General features: G+C 63.9%; 28 protein-coding genes and 1 pseudogene. 15 read left to right on the top strand and 14 right to left on the bottom strand.

Annotated elements, in window-relative coordinates; all coding sequences use genetic code 11:
• Positions 1–62: 62 nt before the first annotated feature.
• Together E5678_RS17000 and E5678_RS16995 are read right to left on the bottom strand one after the other, a co-directional pair.
• A complete protein-coding gene (locus tag E5678_RS17000) occupies positions 63–317 on the bottom strand; it encodes a YkgJ family cysteine cluster protein (protein ID WP_136179623.1) in 255 nt (84 codons plus the stop codon).
• On the bottom strand, positions 317–910 hold the full coding sequence (locus E5678_RS16995; RefSeq protein ID WP_210731938.1) for an NAD(P)H-dependent oxidoreductase: 594 nt from the start codon (positions 908–910) through the stop codon (positions 317–319). Before E5678_RS16995 ends, E5678_RS17000 begins: the two co-directional genes overlap by 1 nt.
• A 183-nt stretch (positions 911–1093) precedes the next feature.
• On the opposite strand from E5678_RS16995, the gene mnmG reads away from it, so the two are divergent.
• The 9 genes from mnmG (at position 1094) to E5678_RS16950 (ending at position 9211) form a co-directional block, all read left to right on the top strand.
• On the top strand, positions 1094–3076 hold the full coding sequence (gene mnmG, locus E5678_RS16990) for a tRNA uridine-5-carboxymethylaminomethyl(34) synthesis enzyme MnmG (RefSeq protein ID WP_136179622.1): 1983 nt from the start codon (positions 1094–1096) through the stop codon (positions 3074–3076).
• Positions 3073–3735, top strand: coding sequence for a 16S rRNA (guanine(527)-N(7))-methyltransferase RsmG (gene rsmG / locus E5678_RS16985; RefSeq protein ID WP_136179621.1), 663 nt, complete (start codon positions 3073–3075; stop codon positions 3733–3735). The genes mnmG and rsmG overlap by 4 nt, the downstream gene beginning before the upstream one ends.
• A gap of 100 nt (positions 3736–3835) precedes the next feature.
• Positions 3836–4450 carry a LysE family transporter gene (locus tag E5678_RS16980; protein WP_136179620.1) on the top strand — a complete coding sequence of 205 codons (615 nt, stop codon included), beginning with the start codon at positions 3836–3838 and terminating at the stop codon, positions 4448–4450.
• Positions 4451–4465: 15 nt separating this feature from the next.
• Positions 4466–5236, top strand: a complete 771-nt coding sequence (locus E5678_RS16975; RefSeq protein WP_136179619.1) for a ParA family protein — start codon at positions 4466–4468, stop codon at positions 5234–5236.
• Positions 5237–5258: 22 nt separating this feature from the next.
• Positions 5259–5807: an alpha/beta hydrolase gene (locus tag E5678_RS16970; RefSeq protein ID WP_136179618.1), complete on the top strand. Its 549-nt coding sequence runs from the start codon at positions 5259–5261 to the stop codon at positions 5805–5807.
• A gap of 2 nt (positions 5808–5809) precedes the next feature.
• Positions 5810–6736 (top strand): ParB/RepB/Spo0J family partition protein, encoded by a 927-nt coding sequence (locus E5678_RS16965; protein WP_136179617.1) that lies wholly within the window; start codon positions 5810–5812, stop codon positions 6734–6736.
• Positions 6737–6986: 250 nt separating this feature from the next.
• A complete protein-coding gene (locus tag E5678_RS16960) occupies positions 6987–7559 on the top strand; it encodes a TetR/AcrR family transcriptional regulator (RefSeq protein ID WP_136179616.1) in 573 nt (190 codons plus the stop codon).
• Positions 7560–7691: 132 nt separating this feature from the next.
• On the top strand, positions 7692–8510 hold the full coding sequence (locus E5678_RS16955; protein WP_210731937.1) for an SDR family oxidoreductase: 819 nt from the start codon (positions 7692–7694) through the stop codon (positions 8508–8510).
• Positions 8507–9211: an NAD(P)H-binding protein gene (locus E5678_RS16950; RefSeq protein ID WP_210731936.1), complete on the top strand. Its 705-nt coding sequence runs from the start codon at positions 8507–8509 to the stop codon at positions 9209–9211. The genes E5678_RS16955 and E5678_RS16950 overlap by 4 nt, the downstream gene beginning before the upstream one ends.
• A gap of 214 nt (positions 9212–9425) precedes the next feature.
• Here the strand turns inward: E5678_RS16950 and E5678_RS16945 are convergent, their stop codons facing one another.
• The 4 genes from E5678_RS16945 to E5678_RS16930 all read right to left on the bottom strand — a co-directional run bounded on the left by E5678_RS16945 (position 9426) and on the right by E5678_RS16930 (position 12938).
• Entirely contained in the window at positions 9426–10265 is an 840-nt protein-coding gene (locus tag E5678_RS16945) for a hypothetical protein (protein WP_136179615.1), read from the bottom strand.
• A gap of 80 nt (positions 10266–10345) precedes the next feature.
• Entirely contained in the window at positions 10346–10933 is a 588-nt protein-coding gene (locus tag E5678_RS16940; protein WP_136180831.1) for a tetratricopeptide repeat protein, read from the bottom strand.
• A 147-nt stretch (positions 10934–11080) separates the two neighbouring features.
• On the bottom strand, positions 11081–12508 hold the full coding sequence (locus E5678_RS16935) for an FAD-linked oxidase C-terminal domain-containing protein (protein ID WP_136179614.1): 1428 nt from the start codon (positions 12506–12508) through the stop codon (positions 11081–11083).
• Positions 12509–12644: 136 nt separating this feature from the next.
• On the bottom strand, positions 12645–12938 hold the full coding sequence (locus E5678_RS16930; RefSeq protein WP_136179613.1) for an EF-hand domain-containing protein: 294 nt from the start codon (positions 12936–12938) through the stop codon (positions 12645–12647).
• A gap of 211 nt (positions 12939–13149) precedes the next feature.
• Here E5678_RS16930 and E5678_RS22500 point away from each other — a divergent pair.
• Positions 13150–13291: pseudogene (locus E5678_RS22500) on the top strand (ATP:cob(I)alamin adenosyltransferase); the annotation flags it as partial.
• 268 nt (positions 13292–13559) lie between these two features.
• Here the strand turns inward: E5678_RS22500 and E5678_RS16920 are convergent.
• A complete protein-coding gene (locus tag E5678_RS16920; RefSeq protein WP_136179611.1) occupies positions 13560–13844 on the bottom strand; it encodes an EF-hand domain-containing protein in 285 nt (94 codons plus the stop codon).
• Between the two features lie 178 nt (positions 13845–14022).
• Here E5678_RS16920 and E5678_RS16915 point away from each other — a divergent pair, with 178 nt between their 5' ends.
• Together E5678_RS16915 and E5678_RS16910 are read left to right on the top strand one after the other, a co-directional pair.
• On the top strand, positions 14023–14592 hold the full coding sequence (locus E5678_RS16915; protein WP_136179610.1) for a cob(I)yrinic acid a,c-diamide adenosyltransferase: 570 nt from the start codon (positions 14023–14025) through the stop codon (positions 14590–14592).
• Complete coding sequence (locus tag E5678_RS16910; RefSeq protein WP_136179609.1) at positions 14592–15047, top strand: hypothetical protein; 456 nt, start codon at positions 14592–14594, stop codon at positions 15045–15047. Before E5678_RS16915 ends, E5678_RS16910 begins: the two co-directional genes overlap by 1 nt.
• Positions 15048–15097: 50 nt before the next feature.
• On the opposite strand, the gene E5678_RS16905 is transcribed toward E5678_RS16910, so the two are convergent.
• From E5678_RS16905 to E5678_RS16875, 7 genes are all read right to left on the bottom strand, one after another.
• Positions 15098–15973: a patatin-like phospholipase family protein gene (locus E5678_RS16905; protein WP_136179608.1), complete on the bottom strand. Its 876-nt coding sequence runs from the start codon at positions 15971–15973 to the stop codon at positions 15098–15100.
• Positions 15970–16587, bottom strand: a complete 618-nt coding sequence (locus E5678_RS16900) for an OmpA family protein (protein WP_136179607.1) — start codon at positions 16585–16587, stop codon at positions 15970–15972. The genes E5678_RS16905 and E5678_RS16900 overlap by 4 nt, the downstream gene beginning before the upstream one ends.
• A 195-nt stretch (positions 16588–16782) precedes the next feature.
• Entirely contained in the window at positions 16783–17187 is a 405-nt protein-coding gene (locus tag E5678_RS16895; RefSeq protein WP_136179606.1) for a ribbon-helix-helix domain-containing protein, read from the bottom strand.
• A 137-nt stretch (positions 17188–17324) separates the two neighbouring features.
• The gene (locus tag E5678_RS16890) at positions 17325–17903 is read right to left on the bottom strand and encodes a DJ-1/PfpI family protein (RefSeq protein ID WP_136179605.1); all 579 of its coding nucleotides are present in this window, start codon (positions 17901–17903) and stop codon (positions 17325–17327) included.
• Positions 17904–18256: 353 nt separating this feature from the next.
• Positions 18257–18679: a hotdog fold thioesterase gene (locus E5678_RS16885; protein WP_136179604.1), complete on the bottom strand. Its 423-nt coding sequence runs from the start codon at positions 18677–18679 to the stop codon at positions 18257–18259.
• 186 nt (positions 18680–18865) lie between these two features.
• The gene (locus tag E5678_RS16880; RefSeq protein ID WP_136179603.1) at positions 18866–19474 is read right to left on the bottom strand and encodes a DNA-3-methyladenine glycosylase I; all 609 of its coding nucleotides are present in this window, start codon (positions 19472–19474) and stop codon (positions 18866–18868) included.
• A 13-nt stretch (positions 19475–19487) separates the two neighbouring features.
• A complete protein-coding gene (locus tag E5678_RS16875; RefSeq protein ID WP_136179602.1) occupies positions 19488–20777 on the bottom strand; it encodes a solute carrier family 23 protein in 1290 nt (429 codons plus the stop codon).
• A gap of 156 nt (positions 20778–20933) precedes the next feature.
• Here E5678_RS16875 and E5678_RS16870 point away from each other — a divergent pair, with 156 nt between their 5' ends.
• Genes E5678_RS16870 through E5678_RS16860 form a run of 3 tightly spaced genes read left to right on the top strand, consistent with a single transcriptional unit; the run spans position 20934 to position 24161 of the window.
• Positions 20934–22181, top strand: coding sequence for an efflux RND transporter periplasmic adaptor subunit (locus E5678_RS16870; RefSeq protein WP_136179601.1), 1248 nt, complete (start codon positions 20934–20936; stop codon positions 22179–22181).
• Between the two features lie 7 nt (positions 22182–22188).
• Positions 22189–23463: an FtsX-like permease family protein gene (locus tag E5678_RS16865; RefSeq protein WP_210731935.1), complete on the top strand. Its 1275-nt coding sequence runs from the start codon at positions 22189–22191 to the stop codon at positions 23461–23463.
• Positions 23460–24161, top strand: coding sequence for an ABC transporter ATP-binding protein (locus E5678_RS16860; RefSeq protein ID WP_136179600.1), 702 nt, complete (start codon positions 23460–23462; stop codon positions 24159–24161). The genes E5678_RS16865 and E5678_RS16860 overlap by 4 nt, the downstream gene beginning before the upstream one ends.
• The last annotated feature ends 27 nt before the right edge of the window (positions 24162–24188 follow it).

Here is a 24188-nt window from a genome sequence, read left to right as displayed (position 1 = left end):
TGCGCCGGCAGGGGTGTCTTGCGCTGATCGCTTCGATAAAAAGCCCGCTGTTGCGGGCTTTTTCATGGGCGGGTGGCTTGTTCCAGGCTTTCCAGAAAATGCAGTGCGTGCACACGGTCCTCGCCGCACATCTCGTCGTTGGGCGGCAGGGAGCTGCACACCGCAGGCCGCTCCGGTAACCCAAACAGTTTGCACATCAGGGCTTCGTCCAGATGGGGGCAGGGCAGGCCTGCCGGTTTGCCATGTGGCAAACCTGGCATGGGGCTGCTGATCGAGGGGGCGATGCAGCAGGCGGCGCAGCCAGGGCGGCAGTTCATCAGGCTTTCTGAAACTGCTTCGTGGCCCACAGCACCTGATCGACCACGCTTTTCGCGCCGGCGCGTGCTGCGTCGGTGGAGAGCTGGCCATCGGGGTCGAATGCTTCGTGCGCTTTTGAAAGGGCGAACTGCTTGGGTGCGACCCAGCATTGCAGGTTCAGCATCAGAGGCGTGAGGTGGCTCAGGCTGCGCAAGCCCCCGAGCGCGCCGGGTGAGGCCGACAGCAGGCCGACCACTTTGCCAGTGAAAGCCTTGGTGCCGTTGCTCCACTCGGGGTCGCCCTTGATGGGGCTGGATACCCAGTCGAGGGTGTTTTTCAGCAAGGCGGTGTAGCTGCCGTTGTATTCGGGTGAGCAAATCAGCCAGGCGGGGTGGGCGTGGAAGATCTCTTTCAGGCGCACCACGTCGCGCGGTGTGCCCTTGGCTTCGAGATCGGCGTTGTAGAGCGGCACGTCGAAGCCGGCCAGCTCCAGGTGGGTGACTTGTGCGCCCTCGGCGGTGGCCATGGTTGCCACGGCGCCAGCGAGTTGGCGGTTCCAGGATTGGGCGCGGGTGCTGCCCGCAAAGACGAGGGTAGGAATGGGGGTGTTCATGGTGGCATTGTCGGTGATGTGCCGGCGCTTCACTGGGCAGGCCGCGGGCAAAGGTGGGACAATCAGCGGTCTCCAGCCGGGCCCGGTCAAGCCTTGGCGAGGTGTGTTTCACGTGAAACACCCTTGAATCCTTTCTCTCGTTTGTCGGGCACAACGGCCAGTGTGTGCCCTGGAGTTTTCACCATGTTGTACCCCCAGGAATTTGATGTGATCGTCGTTGGCGGTGGCCACGCCGGCACCGAGGCCGCGCTCGCCGCCGCGCGCATGGGCAGCAAGACGCTGCTGCTCACCCACAACATCGAGACGCTCGGGCAGATGAGCTGCAACCCCAGCATCGGCGGCATTGGCAAGGGCCATCTGGTGAAAGAGATTGACGCGTTGGGCGGCGCCATGGCGCTCGCCACCGACGAGGGCGGCATCCAGTTTCGCATTCTCAACAGCTCCAAGGGCCCGGCGGTACGTGCCACGCGGGCCCAGGCCGACCGAATTCTCTACAAGGCGGCCATCCGCCGCATGCTGGAAAACCAGCCCAACCTCTGGCTGTTCCAGCAGGCTGTGGACGATCTGATGATCGAGGGCGATCGGGTGGTCGGTGCCGTGACCCAGGTCGGTATCCAGTTTCGCGGCCGCACCGTGGTTCTGACCGCGGGCACTTTCCTGGATGGCAAGATCCATGTGGGTCTGAGCAACTACGCGGCTGGCCGGGCGGGCGATCCGCCGGCCGTGAGCCTGTCGGCTCGGCTGAAAGAGCTGAACTTGCCGCAGGCCCGCCTGAAAACGGGCACACCACCCCGCATTGACGGGCGCAGCATCGACTATTCCAAGTGCACGGTTCAGCCAGGGGATGGCGTTCCCGGCGGCATGAACGCCCACCTGCCTGTGCCCGTGTTCAGTTTCATGGGGGGCGCCATTGCCCATCCGCAGCAAGTGCCCTGCTGGATCACCCACACCAATGAGCGCACCCACGAGATCATCCGTTCCGGCTTTGACCGCAGCCCCATGTTCACGGGGAAGATAGAAGGCGTGGGCCCGCGTTATTGCCCAAGCGTGGAAGACAAGGTCAACCGCTTCGCGGACAAAGACAGCCACCAGATTTTTCTGGAGCCGGAAGGGCTGACCACCCACGAGGTTTATCCCAACGGGATCTCCACCAGTCTGCCTTTCGATATCCAGTACGATTTGGTGCGCAGCATGGCAGGCATGGAAAACGCCCACATCTTGCGCCCGGGCTATGCGATCGAATACGATTACTTCGACCCGCGTTCGCTCAAGAACAGTTTCGAGACCCGTCAGATTCAGGGTTTGTTCTTTGCAGGGCAGATCAATGGCACGACCGGCTACGAAGAGGCCGCGGCCCAGGGTTTGTTTGCCGGGCTCAATGCCGCGCTGCAGTGCCGGGGTGAAGCCGCGTGGCTGCCGCGCCGGGACGAGGCTTACCTTGGGGTATTGGTGGATGATTTGGTGACGCAGGGCGTCACCGAGCCCTACCGCATGTTCACCAGCCGGGCGGAGTTCCGCCTGCAGCTGCGCGAAGACAACGCCGACATGCGCCTCACCGAAGCAGGGCGCCAGATGGGCCTGGTGGACGATGCGCGCTGGGAGGCCTTCAGCCGCAAGCGCGATGCCGTTTCACGTGAGACAGAGCGGCTCAAAGCCACCTGGGTGAATCCGCGCAATCTGCCCCCTGTGGAAAGTGAACGGGTCCTGGGTAAAGCCATTGAGCATGAGCACAACCTGTTTGATTTGCTGCGTCGGCCTGGTGTGCACTACGACGCGCTCATGGCCATGAACGACCGGCAGCACGTGCACTCAGATGTTTCACGTGAAACCTTGGGCGACCTGCACGACGCTGTTGTGGAGCAGGTGGAGATCGCGGCCAAATACGCGGGCTACATCGAGCGGCAGAAGTCTGAGGTCGAGCGCTCGGTTCACTACGAAGGGCTCAAGCTTCCGGTGGATCTGGATTACTTGCAAGTCGCGGCTTTGTCGTTTGAGGCCCGGCAAAAGCTGGCCAAGCACCGCCCGGAGACGCTGGGGCAGGCTGCGCGCATCTCTGGCATCACGCCGGCCAGCATCTCCCTGTTGCTGGTCCACCTGAAGAAAGGTGGCTTCAAGGGGTTTGCCGCCGTCCAGGGTGCCGCTGCTGAAAACGTATCCGCAGCATGAGCCGGGATGTGCTGACGGCAGGCCTGCGGTCACTGGACTTGCCTTTGAGCGATGCTCAGGTGTCGCAATTGCTCGATTACCTGGCGCTGCTGCAAAAGTGGAACAAGGTCTACAACCTCACGGCGGTGCGCGACCCGGCTGAGATGCTGACGCACCACCTGCTCGACAGCTTGGCAGCCATAGGGCCCTTGCGGCGCGAAATTGCCAATGCGGAGTTGAGTGGTCGGGTTCGCCTGCTCGATGTGGGTTCGGGTGGTGGCTTGCCCGGCGTGGTGATCGCTATTGTGTGCCCTCAGATCGATGTGAGCTGCGTGGACACGGTGGGCAAGAAGGCTGCTTTTGTGCAGCAGGCTGCGGCCACGATGGGCCTACCCAATCTGCGTGGCGTGCACGCCCGCGTGGAGTCTCTCAAGGCGGAGCAGGGCGGGGGCTTTGACGTGGTCTGTTCCCGGGCCTTTGCTTCGCTGCCCGACTTCACGGGTTGGTCGCGTGCTGCGCTCAAGACGGGTGCTGTGTGGATGGCCATGAAGGGCAAACACCCGACAGAAGAGCTGAAGTCTTTGCCCGCCGATGTGGCTGTGTTTCACGTGGAACAGCTGCAAGTGCCGGGTCTGGACGCCGAGCGCTGCATCATCTGGATGCGTCCAGCCGTCGGCTGATTTGTTGTTTCCGGGCGGAAACGTTGCGAAGGAAGCCGACCATGGCGCCAATGCAGGGCGCCTCACGTAAACTCGGCGCTCACCCCGGAGAGTTTTACCCATGTTCGGCATCGCAGACTACGGCGCATTTGTGGCTGCCATCGTTCTTTTTTTGGCCATTCCCGGTCCTGGCAACCTGGCGCTCATCACCTCGACGAGCAAGGGCGGATTGCGCGGCGGTATGGCTGCGACCATGGGCGTGATCGCTGGGGACCAGGTCTTGATGTGGATGGCCGTGGCGGGTGTGGCGGCCTTGCTGGCGACCTATCCCGCCGCATTTCATCTGGTGCAGTGGCTGGGCGCAGCGTACCTGGCCTGGCTGGGCTTCAAGATGCTGATGGCCAGGCCAGGCGGCCAGCCGGTGCTCAACATCAAGCCTCACCACTTTTTCCAGCAGGCGCTGACCATCACCCTGCTGAACCCCAAGGCCATCGTTTTTTACATGGCGTTTTTTCCGCTGTTTGTGGATCCCGTCCGCCATCAGGGATTGCTGACCTTCGGCGCCATGGCGATCACCGTGGCAGCGCTCACATTTTTGTACGGATTGGGGGCGACCTTGTTGACCCACTTTCTGGCTGAGCGCATGCGCGCCAACCCTGTCATTTCCCGCACGCTGAACAAGTTGGCGGGTGTTTTCCTGATTGGCTTCGGCGTGAAGCTGGCCTTGTCCAAATAACCATCGAGACCGCACATGGCTAAGATTTTTTGCGTGGCGAACCAAAAGGGCGGGGTGGGCAAGACCACCACCACCGTCAACCTGGCCGCTGGTTTGGCCAAAGTAGGGCAACGCGTGCTCATGGTGGACCTGGACCCCCAGGGCAACGCCACCATGGGTTCGGGCGTGGACAAGCGCGCCATGGCCTTGTCGGTCTACGACGTGTTGCTGGAGTCGGCCACAGTGAGTGAGGCCACGATCTACGCCGAGCCTTGTGGCTACCACGTGCTTGGGGCCAATCGCGAGCTGGCGGGCGCCGAGGTGGAGCTGGTGGAGCTGGACCGCCGAGACAAGCGCCTGAAAACCGCGCTGGCTGCGGTGGATGGCGACTATGACTTTGTCCTGATCGATTGCCCGCCGTCGCTCAGCATGCTCACGCTCAATGGCTTGTGCGCCGCCCACGGCGTGATCGTGCCCATGCAGTGTGAGTATTTCGCACTGGAAGGGCTCACCGATCTGGTCAACACCATCAAGCAGGTGCATGCCAACCTCAACCGCGATCTGCAGATCATCGGTCTGCTGCGTGTCATGTTTGATCCCCGCATCACCCTGCAGCAGCAGGTCAGCGATCAGCTCAAAACCCACTTTGGCGACAAAGTGTTTGAGAGTGTGATTCCTCGCAATGTGCGCCTGGCCGAAGCGCCCAGCTATGGGCTGCCCGGCGTGGTGTTTGACCCCAATGCCCGAGGCAGCCAGGCCTTTGTCGCCTTCGCCCAGGAAATGGTTGAACGCATCAAGTCCATGTGATCGATTGAACCCATTGTTCCACGTGAAACCTTCCAGCACGCTCTTGCTCCCAGGCTGGCAAAACAGCACTCCCGACCATTGGCAAAGCCACTGGGAGGCCGTGTATGGCTACCACCGCGTCGAACAGCACGACTGGATGACACCCAAGCGAGGTGACTGGATGGCACGGCTGGAAGAGGTGATTCTCGACGCCGATGAGCCTGTTGTGCTGGTGGCGCACAGCTTGGGCTGCATCCTCACCGCCGCCTGGGCCTCGCACTCAAAGAACACCCACCGTGTCAAAGCGGCTTTTCTGGTGGCTCCTGGTGATGCCGAGCGCGACGCGCTGCGCGACATACTGCCCAGCTGGTCACCCATTCCCATGGCGCCGCTGCCGTTTCCCAGCTTGCTGGTGGGCAGCCAAGACGACCCGTATTGCCCCTTTGAGCGCGTGCAGGCGATGGCACTGGCCTGGGGTTCGGACTTTTGGGATCTGGGTCACGCGGGGCACATCAATGCCGGGACGGGGCTTGGAGACTGGCCGCAAGGCCATGAGAAATTCCTTCAATTTGTTGATCTGAAAGCAATCTGACCATGGCAACCAAAAAACCCAAAGGCCTCGGCCGTGGACTCGAAGCCCTGCTGGGTCCCAAAGTGGTGGACGCCGCTTCGCCCGATGCGCAGGAAAATGGGCGTGTTGCCCAGTTGCCGTCCAGCCTGCCCCTGACCGAGCTGGTGGCGGGCCAGTACCAGCCGCGAACCCATATGGACGAGGGCGCGTTGTATGAGCTGGCCGAGTCCATCAAGTTGCAAGGCGTGATGCAGCCGATTCTGGTGCGCCAGCTCACCAGTGGCGACAACGCGGGCAAGTACGAAATCATCGCGGGTGAGCGGCGTTTCCGGGCGTCCAAATTGGCTGGGCTGGCGAGCGTTCCCGTGTTGGTTCGCGATGTGCCCGACGAAACCGCCGCGGCCATGGCGCTGATCGAGAACATGCAGCGCGAAGACCTGAATCCGCTGGAGGAAGCCCAGGGCTTGCAACGCCTGGTGAAAGAGTTTGGGCTCACCCACGAACAGGCGGCTCAGGCGGTAGGGCGCTCGCGCAGCGCGGCCAGCAATTTGCTGCGCTTGCTGCAGCTGGCTGAGCCAGTGCAGACCATGCTGATGGCGGGAGATCTGGACATGGGCCATGCCCGAGCCTTGCTCACGCTGGACAGAGCCACCCAGATCACGGCAGGCACCCAGATTGCCTCCAAGAAGATGTCGGTGCGCGAGGCCGAAAGTCTGGTGAAGAAGCTGAGCGCCGAGTTCGCGCTGGCACCTCAGACGCTCAAGAAAGAGAAGTCACGCGACATCAAGCGCGTGGAAGAAGAACTCTCCGACCTGCTCACCGCCGATGTTGAAGTGCGCGTGAAAAAGCGCGTCAAGCGCCACGGGCGTTTTGAGGAAATGGGTGAATTGGCGATCCAGTTTGGCTCCCTCGACGAGCTCAATGGTCTGATCGACAAGCTCAGGAAGTAAGCCGCCTGAGCGGCCCATTCCGAGGTGTGCGCTGGGCGGTTGCCGCGTCTGCCCGTGCATGTGCATTGCATGCCACGCTCATCTTGGGCCGCCTTGGCGTTGGGCGCCGGGTTTCGGGTATGGCTTGCCGCGTTGTCGGGTGAGGGCATGCAAACTTCGAACCATCAGAACGGAGAAGACACCCACCCTTCAGCGGACGGTACCGAGCATGGCCTTTTAAGCGAATATAAAATCGGTTAAACTCGCGTCCGTGAAACCCAAAGACGATCAAAAACTCGAAGCCATTGCCCAGGCGACCTACCTGTGCGTGCACGAACGCGGCATGCGTGCCCTGACGCTGGCGGAGATCGCCCGGCGGGCGGGTGTGGCCACCAGCACGCTCTACGTCTACTTCCCAAACAAGCAGGCACTGCTGGATGCGCTGTACGAGCGGGCCAAGACGGCTGCCGTGGCCCAACTCATGGGGGCGGACGAAAACAGTCAGCCCGTGAAGGCGCGCATGCGCCGCATCTGGCTGGCTCTCCTGGCGCTGCGGCTGCGCCAGCCCGAGCAACAGGTGTTCATGGAGCAGTACGCCAGCTCCGAATACATGAGCGAACACAACCGAACGCTGGGCACCCGCCTGAGCGCCGTGTTCGTCGCGCTGGTACAGCAGGGGCAGGACGAAGAGCTCCTGAAACCGATAGCGGTGCCATTCCACCAGATATGCCTGCTGGGCACTGTTCAGGAAACCGCCAAGCTGATCGCGCAGCAAGGGCTGCCCGACGACGACGCCACGCGAAACACCGCCTTCATTCTCTGCTGGGATGCCATGAAAGCCTGATGGCCGGCCCGTCTCCATTTTTTTGGTATTTAACCGAATTAATATTCACTTAAAACGTTTGATGACCAGCATTCGCAAGCGCACCCAGGCAAACGCCCGATGCGCCCCAACCCCAGCAACCCAAGGAAAATCATGAAAACCATCCTCATCACAGGCGCCTCCAGCGGCATTGGTCGCGCCACCGCACTGCATTTCCAGGCCGCTGGCTGGAATGTCGCCGCCACCATGCGCAAACCCGCCGATGGCAAGGACCTCGCAGGCCTGGAGCGCGTGGCTGTGTTGCCCCTCGACGTGACCGATCGCGCCAGCATCGAAGCCGCAATCCAGGCCACGCTCGACCGGTTTGGCGGTATCGACGTGTTGCTCAACAACGCAGGCTATGGCCTGGCGGGCCCCATGGAAGCGGTGGAACCCGCTCAGCTGGAACGCCAGTTCGCGACGAACGTGTTTGGCCCGGTGTACACCATGCAAGCCTGCCTGCCGCACTTCCGGGCCCGAAGCAGCGGTCTGATCATCAACGTCACGTCGATCGGTGGTCGCCTCGCGTTGCCGTTCAATTCCCTTTACCACGGCACCAAATTTGGCCTGGAAGGCATTTCTGAATCGCTGGCGCTGGAGTTGCAACCACTGGGCATTCAGGTCAAGCTGGTGGAGCCGGGCGGTGTGCGCACCGATTTCGCTGGCCGCTCGCTGGACTTCATGCAAAAGCCTGGCCTCTCGGCCTACGACGCATCGCTGCAGGGCGCCATGAGCGTTTTCAGGGACCCCGCGCGCGGGCAAAACTACTCGGACCCTGCACAGATTGCCACCGTGATCTACGCGGCCGCCACCGATGGAAAGCCGCAATTCCGTTACCTGGCCGGTGACGACGCCAAAGAAATGGCGGGCAGCCGCGCCCAGTTGTCGGACGAAGCCTACCGTGACTGGGCCATCCAGGAATACAAACTGTGAAAAGCGCCGACCCGAGCCCACGCAACGCGCGCTCGGTGGTCATGCTGGGCGCCACCGGAGCCGTGGGTGGCGCGGCGCTGAGCGCCTTGCTGGCCTCCACCGAGCGCGTCCGGGTGACCACCCTGGGTCGTGGCCTGGTGAGTCAGCCGGCGGATTCGCGCCTCAGCCAACACGTGGTGGATGTTGCCGATCCCTCTGCCTACGCAACGCTGTTGGCAGGGCATGACTCCGCCATTTGCACCCTGGGGGTGGGGCAGCCCAGCAAGATCAGCCGCGAAGCGTTCGTGCGCATCGACAAAGACGCTGTGCTGGCATTCGCCACGGCCTGCAAGCAGGCCGGCGTGAGGCACTTTGAGCTGCTGGGCTCGTTGGGCTCAGACCCGGCGTCGCGCAGTTTTTTTCTGCGCACCAAGGGCGAGCTCCAGGCCGCGTTGGTAGCGCTGGGCTTTGAGCGGCTCAGCCTGTTCCAGCCGTCCATGATCCTCACGCCGAGCAACCGCTACGGGCTGGCCCAGGCCATCACCTTGGCCGTCTGGCCCAAGCTCAACTTCGTGCTGCAAGGCCGGCTGCAAAGCGCGCGGGGCATACCGGTGGAGGTGCTGGGAGCCGCCATGGCCCACAACCTGCGGACAACGGGCCGGGGCGTGGAGCGCCTCACCTGGCGGGATTTTATGGACCTGGTGCACCCGGGCCAGCCGTAAGCCAGCGCCCGGTCGGAGGGGCCTTGTCGCGGCGCCCGGGGGCGGGACCCCTGGGGATGGCTCGCCCCAAAGAAAAGGCCCCCTGACGGAGGCCTTGTGCATTGCGGTGACCGTGGGGTGGTACCAGCCCCAGAACGCCTTGGAATCGGCTCCACCGGGCCACCAGCGTTGTCCCCCTGGGGGGAAGCCGCAGCGCGGCGCAGGGGGGAGCCAGTTACTGACCGACTTTGAGCTGACCGCCCTTGCCCAGACCGCCTTTGACTTCCTGCGCTTTGTAGTTGCGCAGGGAAATCACCATGTTGTTGTAGGCGTCGGTGAAGGCCGCGACCGTGGCCTTGCCGGCCGGGGTGCGCGAGAAACCACTCAGCGCGCCGCCAGCGCTGGGGCCAAACGCGCCCAAGGCGGCACCGTAGTTGGTCGAGGTTGCATTGCCTTCGGAAATGGCGATCTGCACACCCGATCGGATGTCGAGCAGGGTCATGGTCACCACCGATACCTTGCTTTCCAGGCTGCCGGCCAACACACCCAGGTTGCGGTTGCGACTGCCCAGCAAGCCGCCCAGTGCACCGGCCAACTGGCCAGTGGAGTCGTTGTCGATGATCACAGCTGGCTCCAGGTAGTAGTCGGCCGCGACGCGCTGGCCCTTCTGCTGCTGGGAGCCGGCGCGGAACTCACCCGAATTGCGTTGCTTGTCGGTGATGCCCGAGATCTTGCTCTCGGTGCGGTTGTTGCCGATCGAGGTGATCACAAAGCAGTTGGACTGCTGAACGGCCAAACGGATCAGAGGCTCGATGGTGGTGACTTGGGTCTCGCGGCCGAAGCTGCCGTACCACTCTTTGCCGCGGCCGTCGTCCACCGCCAGGGTGCCCAAGGGCGAATCGCAGCGCTGCAGCGAGCTGTTGGCATTCACGCTGGTGCTGCCACCGGCCGAGCCCGAGGCCGATGTTGGGCTGCCGCCGGTAGATATGATGCCGCCGCCAGCGCCGCCGCAGGCGGTGAGAGCGATAGAACCGGCCAGAATGGCCCAGCGGAAAGTGGAAAGGGAAGCGGTCATGGTGTGTAGTGTCTTTCTGAAAACAGACGGGAACGGAAACGTGGGTGTATCGCTGGGTGGAGCCAGGGTGGTCGGCCGCTTCAGCGGTAGTACCAGCCTTGGGGGCCCCAGGTCGTGTAATAAGCGTAGCCGGAAGACCAGTAGCCGCTCCAGGATTTTCGCTCTTCCTCGCGCACCTGGTATTGCTTTTGCTCAGAGCGCTCGGCCGACTGGGCTTCTTTGAGCAGTTTCTTGGCTTCCTTGTTGCCTTTGGATGCGGCCATCGACAGCCAGGTGACGGCTTCGGCCGGATCGGAGCCCATTTCTTCCAGCCCCATCAGGTAGAAGCGGCCCACAGCGAGTTGAGCGGGGACGATGCCGCGTTCCCCGGCATCGCGCATCCAGTGCAGGGCCTGGTAGGTGTCTTTGCGCACGCCATCGCCGCGGAAGTAGCGCAAACCGAGGTCCCAGGCGGCGCGGGGATCATTTTTGGCGAGCTCGGTGAGTGCGGCGGCGCGTAGTTCGGCCACCGGATCGTCCGCGCCGGGCTGGAAGGTCGCGGCATCGCGGGGGCGATCAGAGCAACCCTGGCTGTCGCAGATGCGAACGGCTGCAGGCTCATCGGCCATGCCGGGCGTGCTCATTAACAGCAAACCGGCCATCGTCAGGGGTAAAAAAACGTTCTTCATCTGCGGCAGCCTCCCCGGCGTCTCTGAGTGAAAAGTGAGCATAAAGTATATCCACCGTACCCAGGGGGCCAGCACAAGACCCCTGGAAATGATCCCCCTCTCGCGGTATGCCGGCGCTGACTGGGGACCCCTTTCACCGCGCTGGGATCACATCGTGAAAATCTTGCCCGGATTGAGGATGTTGTGGGGATCAAGGGCGCGCTTGATGGTGCGCATCATGTCCACCGCACCAGCGCCGGCTTCATCGAGCAGAAAACCCATTTTGTGCAGACCCACGCCGTGTTCTCCGGTGCAGGTGCCCTCCATGGCCAGGGCCCGGGCCACGAGCTGGTGGTTGAGCTCTTCGGCCACACGGCGCTCTTCGGCGTTGTCGGGATCGATCAGGTAGCCAAAGTGGAAGTTGCCGTCGCCCACGTGGCCCACGAGGAAATAGGGCAGGCCCGAGGCATCGGCTTCGGCCACCGAGTCGAGCAGGCAATCGGCCAGGCGGCTGATGGGCACGCAGGTGTCGGTGGAAATAGCGCGGCAGCCGGGTTTGCTCTGGATGGCCGCAAAGTAGGCGTTGTGCCGCGCGGTCCACAGGCGGGTGCGCTCTTCGGGGGTGGTGGCCCATTCGAAAGACTCCCCACCAAACTCGGCGGCGATCTCCTGCACGGTTTCTGCTTGCTCTTTCACGCTGGCGGGGGAGCCGTGGAATTCCATCAGCAGCATGTGTTCTTCGCGCAGGCCGAGCTTGCTGTGGGTGTTGACCATGCGCACGGTGCCGGCGTCGATCAGCTCACAGCGTGCGATCGGCACGCCGAGCTGGATGGTCTGGATCACGCAGCGCACCGCCGCTTCGATGGTGGGGAAAGTACAGGTGGCCGCCGAGATGGCTTCGGGCAGCGGGTACAGCTTCAGGGACACCTCGGTGATGACACCCAGCGTGCCTTCGCTGCCCACCATGAGGCGGGTGAGGTCGTAACCAGCGCTGCTTTTTTTGGCGCGGGTGCCGGTGCGGATGACTTCGCCGCTGGCGGTCACCACCTCCAGCGCCAGCACGTTTTCCCGCATGGTGCCGTAGCGCACGGCGTTGGTGCCGCTGGCGCGGGTGGCGGCCATGCCGCCGATTGATGCGTCGGCGCCCGGGTCGATGGGGAAGAAAAGGCCCTCGCTTTTCACGGCGGCGTTCACCGCCATGCGTGTGACACCGGGCTGCACGGTGACGGTGAGGTCTTCGGCATGGATCGCCAAGACCTGGTTCATGCGGCTCACATCGATGCTGATGCCGCCTTGCACTGCCAGCAAATGGCCTTCGAGCGAGGAACCCACGCCGAAGGGGATCACGGGGACGCGGTGGTCTGATGCCAGCTTGACGGCGTCGGCCACATCCTGGGTGTTTTCAGCGAACACCACGGCCGCAGGCGGTGGGACTGCGGTAAAGGCTGACTCGTCCCGTCCGTGTTGCTCGCGCACGGCCTGGGCCGTGGAGCAGCGTGTGCCAAACCGGGACTGCAAGGCCTCGATCAGCGCGGGCGGCACAGGGCGCAGCTGGATGTTGGGGGCAAGGTGGGCGAGCGGTGTGGGGGCGTTCACGGGAGTCTCCTGGAGGGCCTGTTGCGGCCAAGCAGACCAGTTTACTGCGGAGGCTCCTCTATAGACAATGCCGCGCCCGCCCAAGGGGCAAGCGCGGCATAGGCCAGTCGGATGGGACTGGGGCTCAGGATGAGGGTCAGGATCCTTTCATGGCCTTCATGAATTCGGCTTCGGAGACCGCGCCATCGCCATTGCTGTCGATCTTGGTGAACTGCTCGGACACTGCCGGAAGCGATTTGGCTTCCTCAGCTGAAAGGGCTTTGTCGCCGTTTTTGTCGGCTTTGGCGAAGACCGTGGCGGCTTCCTGGTCGGCTGCTGAAGGCGCCGTGCTCTGGGCTGATGCGGCGCCGAAGCCACCCAAGGCCAACGCGGTGAACAGCAATACGCTGCGGGCTTCAAACAGGGGACCACGGATTTTTTTGTGCGACATGAAAAACACTCCTTGATTGGGTATGACAGATCCGGTCCGGAACGAACCAGAAGCTGTATTTCAGGGCATGCGGGCATTTGTTGCTAGCATTTTTGCCTGTTGTTGCGTTGCTGACAGCTTGTTTGCCAGAGTCACAAATCCCTGCGCGGTGTAACGGCAGGGGATTCCCGCACAAGCGGTCTTTATCTCTGTATTGCTGCAAAGGCCTTCTATGGGCAACCGCCCCAGCCAGATCGCCACCCGCACCGGAGACGCCGGCACCACCGGTCTGGGCGACAACACCCGCGTCTCCAAAAACCATCTGGGTGTTGTGCTGAGAGATCTTGCCATTTGCGGCGCACGAATTGCTGGCCTAGACACAGCACCAGTTGTTCAAATATTGGCGCGTGTTGACGCCCGGATTGGAATTGCGCAACGCAACAATATGCTCAGGCGGCATGGGCTGCAGTTGGGTGTCGAGAGGCGGGTGAGCGCTGTGAACGCTTTCACGGGCCTCTCTGACCGGGCTACTTCAAGACATTGAATCCCGTTTGCTGCGATCGCATCAGAAATGAATCAAACCTCGCAAGGAACGTAGTTTGCGTGGCCAAAACGGCCGATTCAGAACCGAATCAGACGGGCTTAGTTTGCCGCAAAGAACTCTTCTTCGGAGATGACCCCGTCTCTGTTGGTGTCCATCTTGTCGAACGGTTGGGAGCTGGCGGGCAGCGTCTTGGCCTCTTCGAGCGACAGCCGCCTATCGCCATTCTTGTCAGCTTGCGCGAAAATGGTTTTTCCCGATTTTGCGTCGCTTTTTTGGGTCTTGGTCTCTGCCATGGCGACGTTGGTCAGGCCGAACGTCAAGGAGGCAAACAGCAAAAGCCCACAGGCTTCCAAAAGGGTCTTGCGGGTTTTGTTAATGGACATGAAAACACTCCTTGAAAAAGTATGACAGGACCAGACCACAGGGGGCTGAAGCAGGTGCTTGTGCAGCTTGCTGCCTTGCTGCCCTGTTGATCGCCAGAGTCAAAATCCCTCCTCAGTGTAGCGTGGAGCGAATCCCGCACAATCGCCCAATACCACCGTTCAGCAAGAAAGGACCCTTATGGGCAACCGCCTCAGCCAGATCGCCACCCGCACCGGAGACGCCGGCACCACCGGTCTGGGCGACAACACCCGCGTCTCCAAAAACCATCTGCGCGTGCACGCCATGGGCGATGTGGACGAGCTCAACTCGCACATCGGCGTGTTGTTGTGCGAGACCCTGCCGCCTGCGGTGCGCGACCTGTTGGTCGAAATTCAGCACCAGTTGTTCAATCTGGGCGGGGAGTTGTCGATTCCCGGTTTTGAGCTGCTCAAGGCCGAGGCGGTGATCGCGCTGGACGAAGCGCTGGCCGACCACAACGAGCAGCTGCCCCGCTTGCAGGAGTTCATCTTGCCCGCCGGCAACCGGGCAGCCTCGCAGGCCCATATCTGCCGCACCGTGGCGCGCCGTGCCGAGCGCGCTGTGGTGGCGCTGGGCGTTGAGGAAACGCTCAAGGAGACACCCCGCCAGTACCTCAACCGCCTCAGTGATTTGATGTTTGTGCTGGCCCGGGTGCTCAACCGCATGAACGGAGGCGATGACGTCTACTGGAAAAGCGAACGCATGGCCCAGGGCGGAGACGCCGAGTGATGCGCTTCGCTGGGACCGGGCTGGTCTCGGTGTGTTTTGCTCTGGGTGCTGCGGGGTTGGCGGGTGCAGCAGGGGCCGCGACCGCCGCCAAGCCCTCCGCACGAAGCGCGGAGGCGCCGGCCGCAGCGCCTTCTCCCCCTGCGGACGCCCCACCGGCGCCCCGGCCCGCCACAGCGGAAAAACCGCCCACCGATCGGGTCTTGCTGGTGTGCGAGGCGGCCTACCTGCCGGCACGCTCGGTGTGGAAACGCACGGTGGAGATCGGTTATGACCAGAAGCGTGTGCGGTCGGTGGTGGTTGACGGTGTGCCGGTGTATTCGTTTTCGGTGAGCGGCACGGTGATCCTCACCTCGCTGGACAACGAGCGCATACAGATCGATACCGCCACCCAGACCTGGACCAGCGATTTTCGAGGGCTGGCCACTTCACAAGGCCATTGCGAACGTGGCGCCTGAGGGGGCGCCAAGGTCCGCACCCGAACCTCGTAGCGCGTTGCCTTTCGTCCTCAGGACAGGCCCAGTTCCCGCTTGATCTGGGGCACGATCCGTGTGCCGGCCAGGTAGCCGGCTTCGATCAGGTCTTTGCGGGCGGCAAAATCAGAGCTGGCAAACCGGCCGGTGTCGGGCTGGATCAGCAGGTCGGCGGTCTGACCCTCCAGGCGCGCCAGTGAGCGCACCATGATCTCGAACGATTGCAGGATGATCTCGTACAGCCCGCTGCGCTGGCTTTGTCCGGGCTGGGTGCCCACGTCGACCGCGATCACATAGTCGGCCCCCATCTGGCGCGCCGCTTTCACCGGCAGGGGGCTGGTCAGTCCGCCGTCCACCAGCTCACGACCGTTGTAGGTGCTGGGGATGAACACGCCGGGGATGGAGCACGATGCCATCACCGCTGCGCCCGGATCACCCTGGCGCAGCACCACGGTTTCGCCGGTGTCGAGGTCGGTGCTCACGGCGCCAAACTGCCGCGGCATTTTTTCAATGGGCACGTCTTTTACAAAACCATTGACCAGTCGCTCCAGCGAGCGCCCCGAGACCATGCCGCGTTTGTTGCCGGTGGTGAGATCGGCGACATCGATGTCGCGCACCTTGAGCGCCACGTCCTGCATCTGCCAGGGGGTGAAACCGGCGGCATAAAAGACACCGACCAACGAACCCGCGCTGCTGCCTGTGACCACCGTGGGCGAAATACCCGCTTCCTCCAGCGCCTGCAACACCCCGATGTGGGCAAAGCCCCTGGCCGAGCCCGCGCCTAGGGCGATGCCGATGCGCGGTGAGCGGGCCGATGCCTGGCGGCTGGGCCTTGCGGCGGCAACTTCGCCTGCGCCCAGCAGGGCACCACCCATCATGAGCAATTGGCGGCGGTGAAGTGCCGGCTTCATTGGCCCTCCACCGGCTTGACGAGGCCCTGGTCAATCAGGTCTTTGAGCTGTGAGAAAGCCGAAGCAAAAGCGTTGGCGGGTTCGCCCTGGGTGATGTTTTCCACCTTTTCATCCAGCACCACCACCTCCACCCGCCGGTTCAGCGAGCGGCCGTCTTCGGTGGCGTTGGACGCGCGTGGGCGGCGCGAAGAAAAACCGGCGGTGTCGATGCGCTCGGCAGGCACTCCGCGGGCGTTGAGGGCCGTGGCGATCGTGCTGGCGCGTTCTTCGGACAGGGTCTGGTTGATGCTGTCTGCACCGGTGTTGTCGGCGTGGCCTTCCAGGGCCACTTTTTTCGTGGTCTTGGTGGTGAGCAATTGCGCCACGCGGTCCAGGTAGGGGTCGGCTGCCACGTTGTTCAGCGAAGACTTGCCCACCTCGAACAGCACCGAGCTGGGCAGGTAAATCTGCACGCCGCGGGCCGACTGTTCGATGGGCAGCACCGGACCGGTATAGGGCGCAGGTGCTGGGGGAGGCGGGGGCGTCTGGCAGGCGCTCAAGGCGAATACCATGAGGGCGGCAGACAGGGAGCGGGCGATGCGGGGCGACGGAATGGACAGGGCCGACAAGGGCATGAAATCGTTCTCCAGGGCTGGGTTGACACAGGCCCGTTGGGCCTCTGCCGCCACTGTACGGGCGCTGTCCGCCACGGGCGGCCGCTGGCACGTTTGGGGCCTGATAAATCAGGCCTTGGCGTGATGCACTGGACGGGGTGTGGTGGCCACGGAACGTCGGGTGGCCGTCTCCAGCGATGGAGTCCAGGCGCGAACTCAGGCCTTGCGCCGCCACTTCAGCACATTGCTGGGCTTGGCCTCGGGCCGGGGCAGCGACCAGTGGCCGGGCAGCTCGTGGAGCACCGCTTTTGCATCGAGCGAACGGATGGGCACCGCGTTGTCCATGGGGATGCGGTCGTGTGCCTGCAGCGCCATGTAACGCAGGGCACTGACCCGCAGGAACGAGGCGAAGTTGCCCACGTCACCGCGCGCCACCGCCAGCTCGTCGTACAGCCGTTCAATCAGCTGCACCACGCTCATGCTGTCGCGCTGGCCGATCTCTTCCAGCACCGCCCAATACAGGTTTTCCAGCCGGATGCTGGTGACCACGCCGTGCAGGCGCACCGAGCGGGTGCGGCTGGCGTAGGTTTCGGGGTTGGCGCTGATGAAAATTTCACACATGCGAGGGCTCCAGTCGGGGCATAGAACTGCAGGTTATTGTGGGCGCGAAGCGGGCCGTGTGGCAATACCTGCCGTCCCGACCTGCCGCCACGCCTCCATGCCCGTTGTCGCCAGGGCGGTGAGGTTTGGCCGTCGTCTCAGTGGCTGATCTTCGTGCCCAGCACCGCCAGAAACTGCGCGATCCAGGCAGGGTGGGCTGGCCAGGCGGGTGCCGTCACGAAGTGGCCGTCGGTCACAGCCTGGTCCACCGGGATGTTGGCGTAAATGGCGCCGGCGAGCTCCACTTCCACCTGGCAGGCAGGGTAGGCCGAGATGGTGCGGCCCTTGATGTCGCCGGTGGCGGCCAGCAGCTGAGCGCCGTGGCAGACGGCTGCCACGGGTTTGCCGGTGGACGTGAAGTGCTTGACCATGGCCATCACGCTGGCGTACATGCGCAGGTATTCCGGCCCACGCCCGCCGGGGATCACCAGCGCGTCGTAGGTTTCGGGTTTGATATCGGCGAAGGTGGCGTTGAGGACAAATCGGTGGCCTGGCTTTTCGCTGTAGGTCTGTGCGCCCTCGAAGTCGTGGATGGCCGTGTGGATGAAGTCACCAGCGACTTTGTCAGGCGCCACGGCGTGCACTGTGTGGCCCACGGCCTGCAGCGCCTGGAACGGCACCATGGTTTCGTAATCTTCGCAGTAGTCGCCACAAATCATCAACAGCTTCTTGCCCATGGGTGTCTCCTCAAAGGGGGTGGATTGAACCCCTATTTTTGGGTTCAGCGGCGCCCAAGGGGTAACAGCCACTTACTGCAAGCGCCCGGGTTTACCCTGGGTTCTGACGAAAGAAAGCCTGCAGCCCGAAGGGCGGCAGGCCGGTCATCGATTGCCTGATCGCATTCCCGGGAGGCCTCGGTGAGGCGTTGCACCGCACCTGGCACATTCAACGAGGCGGATGCGCCGCTGGCGAGACCCAGACCGAACGCGCCCTCCATCAGGGCAGGAAGAGGGTGTCGTTGAGACACCTTGTGCAAGACCTCGAGCGCTGCGCCAGGCACCCCCCGCGGGTCTTTTGGGGCCCATGCGTTCTATCGGGGCGCGAGCACCGCCATCGTGATGCGCGAAACGCAGGTGAGCTCACCCGCATCGTTTTTCAGCTCGATGGCCCAGACCTGGGTGGTGCGGCCGATGTGCACCGGGCGCGTGGTGCCGGTGACCCAGCCACTGGTGGCGCCTTTCAGGTGGTTGGCGTTGATGTCGAGCCCGACGGTGCGGTGGCCCTCGGGCGCGCAAAATGCCGCGCCACAAGAACCCAGGGTTTCCGCCAGCGCCACGCTCACGCCGCCGTGCAGCAGGCCATACGGCTGAATGGTGCGGTGGTCAACCGGGATGCGCGCAGTGATGAAGTCATCCCCCACTTCCAGGAATTCCATGCCCAGGTGCTCGTTGGCGGTTCCTTGGCTGATGCGGTTGAGGATTTCGATGGAGATGGGTTGTTTCCAGATAGGCATGGGCTTGGCGCGCGGCGATGGCCGCTGAACGGTGGTTGATTTGAAGCACTCTAGCGCCAGTGCGCAGCGCCGTCCGCGCCGTGGGTGACATCCAGGCGTGAACCGCGTGCCGAGCGCGGGGGACAGTTGTGCGCTTCAGGGTTTTCCGCGCGCAAGAGGACGCAGGCCTCGGTGCTGTGCCAGGGTTCAGGGCCGCTTGAAAGCCCGGCGCGCCTGGGCGGCCCGCGCCCGCACCACGCAGGTGTCGGCGTGGTCGTTGATCAAGCCCATGGCCTGCATGAAGGCAAAGACCGTGGTCGGTCCGACGAACTTCCAACCTTGCTGTTTCAGCGCTTTGGACAAGGCAACCGACGCGGGGGAAGTGGAGACGCTTTGGGGTGTGTCGAGATCTTGTGCTGCGGGTTCGAAGCGCCAGAAGTAGGCCGCCAGCGAGCCTTCGCGCTGCACCAGCGCCTGCGCGCAGCGGGCGTTGTGGATGACCGCTTCGATCTTGCCGCGGTGGCGCACGATCCCCGCGTCCTGCATCAGGCGGTCTACGTCTTGGTCGGTGAAGCGGGCCATCCGATCGATGTCGAAGTTGCTGAACGCTGAGCGAAAGTTTTCGCGTTTGGCCAGGATGGTGCGCCAGCTCAGGCCCGATTGAAAGCTCTCAAGACACAGTTTCTCGAACAGGCGGCGGTCGTCGGCCACGGGGAACCCCCATTCGGCGTCGTGGTACGCGAAGAACTCGGGGGCCGCCGCGCACCAACCGCAACGGGGTTGCCCATCAGGCCCGTCGACCGTTTTGCCGCTCATGCGTTCAACCGGGTCAGGCTTTGCGGCGGCTGAGCAACAGGTGCAGGAACACCGCGCCAAAGGTGGCGGTTCCGATGCCACCGAAGGCGAAGTCACCGAATTTCAGGGTGTAGTCGCCGGTGCCCAGAATCAGGGTGATGGCGGCCACCAGCAGGTTTTTGTTGTCGGAAAAATCGACCTTGTTGTCGACCCAGATCTTGGCGCCGGCGATGGCGATCAGGCCGAACACCACGATGGAAACACCGCCCATCACGGGCAGTGGAATGGCCTGGATCAGCGCCCCGAATTTGGGGCTGAAACCCAGCAAAACGGCCATCAAGCCGGCCACCAGAAACACAGCGGTGGAGTAGATCTTGGTCGCCGCCATCACGCCGATGTTTTCCGCGTAGGTGGTCACGCCCGTGCCGCCCGCGCTGCCGGCCACGATGGTGGCGATGCCGTCGCCCATGAACGCGCGGCCCATGTACTTGTCGAGGTTCTTGCCGGTCATGGCGGTCACAGCCTTGATGTGGCCCAGGTTTTCCGCCACCAGGATGATGGCCACCGGTGCAATCAGGGTGATGGCTTTGAGTTCAAACACCGGCGCTGCGAAGTTCGGCAAACCGAACCAGGCGGCGTTGGCGATGCCCGACAAGTCGAGTGGCGTTCCCATGCCCATGCCGTTGGTCAGCACAGCGTAGATCACGCTCGCCAGGATCAAGCCCACCAGAATCAGCAGGCGCTGAACCATGCCCGAAGTGAACACCGCGACCAGGGCCACGCAGACGAAGGTGATGCCCTGCATCCAGGCGTCAAAGTTGGTTGGTGCCATGTTTTTGATGGGGATGCCGGCCAGGTTGAGGCCGATCACCGCCACCACCGCGCCGGTGACCACCGGGGGCATCAGCTTTTCGATCCATCCCGTGCCAATGGCTTGCACCAGTGCGCCGATCAGGGTGTAGACCACGCCGCAGGCGATGATGCCGCCCAGCGCCACACCGATGTTGGCGTTGGGCCCGGGGCCGGCATAGCCGCTGGCGGCGATCACCACGCCGATGAAGGCGAAGCTGGAGCCCAGGTAGCTGGGCACCTTGCCACCGGTCATCACGAAGAAGATCAAGGTGCCGATGCCGCTCATGAGGATGGCGACGTTGGGGTCAAAACCCATCAGGATGGGGGCGAGCACGGTGGCGCCAAACATGGCGATCAGGTGTTGCACGCCCATCACGGTGGTTTGTGGCCAGGGCAGGCGTTCGTCAGGCCCGATGACGCCGCCGTTGTTCAGCACATCCGATGATTTCTCTCTCCAGTCCAGCAGTCCCATAGGGAAACTCCAATGTAAGTTGTTGTGTCGTGGCGGCGATTGTGCAAGCTGGCCGCACCGTCCACAAGCCGGTGCGCGACTTTCTTTCGCCCGGGCTCGCGGGTTGTTTGAGCGAAGACAAGGCGGCCGGTCCGGCGCTTTGGTAGTGTTCGGGTCATGAAACTCCGGAATCGATGGATGGTGTTGGTGGCGGTTGCCTTGGCAGCAGCGGCCGCGCTCGTGTGGCGCGCCGCTCCGGGTGGCGAGCGCGTGGCGGTGGTGCCGGTGGTGCGCTCGGCCATCGCGCAGTCGGTGGTGGCCACCGGCCGGCTGAACGCGCCGGCGCGGCTGGACATCGCCGCCGAAGTGACCGCTCAGGTGCTGGCCGTGCCCGCGCGGGCGGGCGACACGGTGAAAGCGGGCGATCTGCTGTTGCGCCTGGCCGACGATGAAGCTCAGGCCAGCCTGCAGCAAGCCCAGGCCGCGCTGGCCGAGGCGCGGGCGCGGGTGCGCCAGCAGGCCTCGGTGGGCGCGCCAGTGGCGTCGCAGGCGGTGGTGCAGGCGCAGGCCGCCTTTGAGTCGGCCCGCCGCGAACATGGCCGCGTCAGCGAGCTGGTTGCCCAGGGGTTTTTTGCCCAGCAAAAGCTGGACGATGCGCAGCGCCTGCTGGACACGGCGCGCAGCGCGCTCACCACCGCGCGCGTGCAGTCCGAGGCCAACCAGCCCGGCGGCATCGAGCGCACGCTGGCCGCTTCGCGGGTGGACCAGGCCGTCGCCCAGGTGGCGCTGGCCCAGGCGCGGCTGGACCGCCTGCGCATCGTCAGCCCGGTGGACGCCACGGTGCTGAGCCGGCAGGTGGAGCCGGGCAGCACCGCCCAGCCAGGGCGCACGCTGTTGACGCTGGCCACCCAAGGCGGGCTGCGCGTTGAGGCCGCCATCGATGAAAAACACCTGCGTTTGCTGGCGCTGGGCATGGCCGCCCGCGCGGTTGCCGATGCCTACCCGGGCCAGGGCTTTGATGCCCGCCTGAGCTTCATCGCGCCCGCGGTCGATCCCCAGCGCGGCACGGTGGAGGTCTGGCTCGACGTCACCGCGCCGCCCGCGTTTCTCAAGCCCGACATGACGGTGTCGGTCGAACTGGTGGGGGGCTCCCGCAGCGACGCGCTGGTGCTGCCGTCCAGCGCGGTGCGCGACACCGACAGCCAGGCGCCCTGGGTGCTGTTGCTGCGCGACGACCAGGCCGTGCGCCAGCCGGTCACGCTGGGTTTGCGCGGTGTCGGCTCGGTCGAGGTGGTCGACGGCCTGAGCGAAGGCGACGAAGCCATCCCGCAGACCGAAAAAGCCCTGCCCGGGGACCGCGTGCGCCGGGGCAATGTGCTGGCCAACGACGTCGCCAGTCCCGCAGCCGCCGCAGGGCCGCGCTGAGTTCGCCATGGGTTTGTTTTCTTCCGCTCGCCACCGCCCCGCTGTGAGCAGCTGGGCGCGCTGGATGCCCTTTGAGTTGCTGGTGGCCCTGCGTTTTTTGCGCGAGGGCCGCATGCAGAGCGCGCTCATCCTCGCCGGGGTCACGGGCGGTGTCGCGGTCATCATCTTTCTGACGCAGCTGATCAACCAGCTGCAGGTGACCATCATCGACCGCACGCTGGGCTCCCAGGCCCACATCGTCATCACCGCGCCCGAGGAGCAGACGGCACGAGCGCTGCGCAGCGAGCCCGGGGAAGCGCTGGCAGCACTGGTGCAGCCGCGTGCGCAGCGCCTGCGCTCGGTGGACCAGTGGGAGCGCGTGGCCGAGCTGGCGGCAGCCACGCCGGGTGTGCTGGCGGTCTCGCCCGTGGTCAGCGGGCCGGTGTTTGTGGCGCGCGGCAACAGCAACAAGAGCGTGGTGATCATGGGCGTGCAGCCCGACCACTACCGGCGGGTGGTCGACATGGACGGCTACATGACCCGGGGCCGTTTTGATGTGTCGGGTGTGAGCACCCTCATGGGCGTGGAGCTGGCCAAAGACCTGGGGGTTACGGTGGGCGACAAGGTGCGGGTGACCAGCGCCGTGGGCCGCAGCGAAACCCTCACCATCACCGGCCTTTTTGACATGGGCAACCGCGACCTCAACCGGCGCTGGATGTTCGTCACGCTCAAGCTCGGCCAGACCCTGCTCGATCTCAGCGGCGGGGTGTCCAACATCGACCTCACCGTGAAAGACCTGTTTGGCGCCAACGGCGTGGCCGATGGCCTGCGCGCGCGCACGGGCTTGAGCGTGGACAGCTGGATGCAGACCAACTCGGGCCTGCTCAACGCCCTGTCCAACCAGAGCGTGTCCAACAACCTGATCCGCAGCTTTGTGGTGATCATCGTGGCGCTGGGCATCTCCAGCGTGCTGGTGGTGAGCGTGGTGCAAAAGCAGCGCGAGATCGGCATCTTGCGCGCCATGGGCATGGGGCGCCGGCGCATCATGGCGGTGTTTCTGTTGCAAGGCGGTCTGGTGGGGCTGGTGGGTTCGGTGCTGGGCGCTTTGCTGGCCTACACCCTGCTGCTGGTGTTTTCCCGTGTGTTCAAGGGGCTGGACGGCATGCCCATGTTTCCCGCGGAGCTCGACCCGATGCTGGTGCTGATGGCCTCGGTGGTGGCCTGTGGTGTGGGCGTGGTGGCGGCCGCAGTGCCGGCGCGCAGCGCGGCCCGTATGGACCCTGTGCAGGCCATCCGAACATGAGCGAAACCCCTCGGAAAGCGCCCATCCTCCAGCTGCGCGACATCCGCAAAAGCTACAACATCGGCACCCCCATTGAGGCCGAGGTGTTGCACGGCATCGATGTCACCCTGAAGCAAGCCGAGTTTGTGGCGCTCACCGGCCCCTCGGGTTCGGGCAAGAGCACGCTGCTCAACATCATTGGTTTGCTGGAGCACACCACCCAGGGCACGCTGGAGATCGCTGGCCAGCGCGCCGAAGCCTTGGACGATGCCGGACTGACGCAATTGCGCGGCGCCACCATCGGCTTCGTGTTTCAGTTCCACCACCTCTTGCCGGCCTTCACCGCGCTGGAGAACGTGATGCTGCCCGCCATGATCGGCAACGGCACCGCCACCCCCGAGTCAGAAGCCACGGCCCGCGATCTGTTGGTGCGCGTGGGGCTCAAAGGCGCTGAATACAAAATGCCAGGGGAGCTGTCGGGCGGCATGCAGCAGCGCGTGGCCATTGCGCGGGCGCTGTCGCTGCGGCCCCGGCTGATCTTGGCGGACGAACCCACAGGCAACCTCGACACGGTCACCGCCGATGAAATCTTTGGCTTGCTGCGCGAGTTCAATCACGACCATGGCAGCGCCTGCCTGATCGTCACCCACGATACCCGCCTGGCCGCTTCGTGCGACCGGGTGATCCAGCTGGTGGACGGCAGCCTCGTCAGCGATTGACGGCAAGTTTCATCGAGAGAGCAAGGT

This window comes from Hydrogenophaga sp. PAMC20947 (assembly GCF_004795855.1).
Classification (GTDB): Bacteria; Pseudomonadota; Gammaproteobacteria; order Burkholderiales; family Burkholderiaceae_C; genus Hydrogenophaga.
This window is presented reverse-complemented; position numbering and strand designations above follow the sequence as displayed.

What these genes read in the sequence shown, in the direction of transcription:
- E5678_RS16995 (WP_210731938.1), bottom strand. Translation starts at nt 910, where the DNA reads ATGAACACCCCCATTCCTACCCTCGTCTTTGCGGGCAGCACCCGCGCC.
- E5678_RS16885 (WP_136179604.1), bottom strand. Translation starts at nt 18,679, where the DNA reads ATGCCTATCTGGAAACAACCCATCTCCATCGAAATCCTCAACCGCATC.
- E5678_RS16870 (WP_136179601.1), top strand. Translation starts at nt 20,934, where the DNA reads ATGAAACTCCGGAATCGATGGATGGTGTTGGTGGCGGTTGCCTTGGCA.
- E5678_RS16915 (WP_136179610.1), top strand. Translation starts at nt 14,023, where the DNA reads ATGGGCAACCGCCTCAGCCAGATCGCCACCCGCACCGGAGACGCCGGC.
- E5678_RS16980 (WP_136179620.1), top strand. Translation starts at nt 3,836, where the DNA reads ATGTTCGGCATCGCAGACTACGGCGCATTTGTGGCTGCCATCGTTCTT.
- E5678_RS16900 (WP_136179607.1), bottom strand. Translation starts at nt 16,587, where the DNA reads ATGCCCTTGTCGGCCCTGTCCATTCCGTCGCCCCGCATCGCCCGCTCC.
- E5678_RS16945 (WP_136179615.1), bottom strand. Translation starts at nt 10,265, where the DNA reads ATGACCGCTTCCCTTTCCACTTTCCGCTGGGCCATTCTGGCCGGTTCT.
- mnmG (WP_136179622.1), top strand. Translation starts at nt 1,094, where the DNA reads ATGTTGTACCCCCAGGAATTTGATGTGATCGTCGTTGGCGGTGGCCAC.
- E5678_RS16860 (WP_136179600.1), top strand. Translation starts at nt 23,460, where the DNA reads ATGAGCGAAACCCCTCGGAAAGCGCCCATCCTCCAGCTGCGCGACATC.
- E5678_RS16865 (WP_210731935.1), top strand. Translation starts at nt 22,189, where the DNA reads ATGGGTTTGTTTTCTTCCGCTCGCCACCGCCCCGCTGTGAGCAGCTGG.
- E5678_RS16890 (WP_136179605.1), bottom strand. Translation starts at nt 17,903, where the DNA reads ATGGGCAAGAAGCTGTTGATGATTTGTGGCGACTACTGCGAAGATTAC.
- E5678_RS16880 (WP_136179603.1), bottom strand. Translation starts at nt 19,474, where the DNA reads ATGAGCGGCAAAACGGTCGACGGGCCTGATGGGCAACCCCGTTGCGGT.
- rsmG (WP_136179621.1), top strand. Translation starts at nt 3,073, where the DNA reads ATGAGCCGGGATGTGCTGACGGCAGGCCTGCGGTCACTGGACTTGCCT.
- E5678_RS16955 (WP_210731937.1), top strand. Translation starts at nt 7,692, where the DNA reads ATGAAAACCATCCTCATCACAGGCGCCTCCAGCGGCATTGGTCGCGCC.
- E5678_RS16920 (WP_136179611.1), bottom strand. Translation starts at nt 13,844, where the DNA reads ATGTCCATTAACAAAACCCGCAAGACCCTTTTGGAAGCCTGTGGGCTT.
- E5678_RS16905 (WP_136179608.1), bottom strand. Translation starts at nt 15,973, where the DNA reads ATGAAGCCGGCACTTCACCGCCGCCAATTGCTCATGATGGGTGGTGCC.
- E5678_RS16965 (WP_136179617.1), top strand. Translation starts at nt 5,810, where the DNA reads ATGGCAACCAAAAAACCCAAAGGCCTCGGCCGTGGACTCGAAGCCCTG.
- E5678_RS16910 (WP_136179609.1), top strand. Translation starts at nt 14,592, where the DNA reads ATGCGCTTCGCTGGGACCGGGCTGGTCTCGGTGTGTTTTGCTCTGGGT.
- E5678_RS16940 (WP_136180831.1), bottom strand. Translation starts at nt 10,933, where the DNA reads ATGAAGAACGTTTTTTTACCCCTGACGATGGCCGGTTTGCTGTTAATG.
- E5678_RS16875 (WP_136179602.1), bottom strand. Translation starts at nt 20,777, where the DNA reads ATGGGACTGCTGGACTGGAGAGAGAAATCATCGGATGTGCTGAACAAC.
- E5678_RS16975 (WP_136179619.1), top strand. Translation starts at nt 4,466, where the DNA reads ATGGCTAAGATTTTTTGCGTGGCGAACCAAAAGGGCGGGGTGGGCAAG.
- E5678_RS16930 (WP_136179613.1), bottom strand. Translation starts at nt 12,938, where the DNA reads ATGTCGCACAAAAAAATCCGTGGTCCCCTGTTTGAAGCCCGCAGCGTA.
- E5678_RS17000 (WP_136179623.1), bottom strand. Translation starts at nt 317, where the DNA reads ATGAACTGCCGCCCTGGCTGCGCCGCCTGCTGCATCGCCCCCTCGATC.
- E5678_RS16895 (WP_136179606.1), bottom strand. Translation starts at nt 17,187, where the DNA reads ATGTGTGAAATTTTCATCAGCGCCAACCCCGAAACCTACGCCAGCCGC.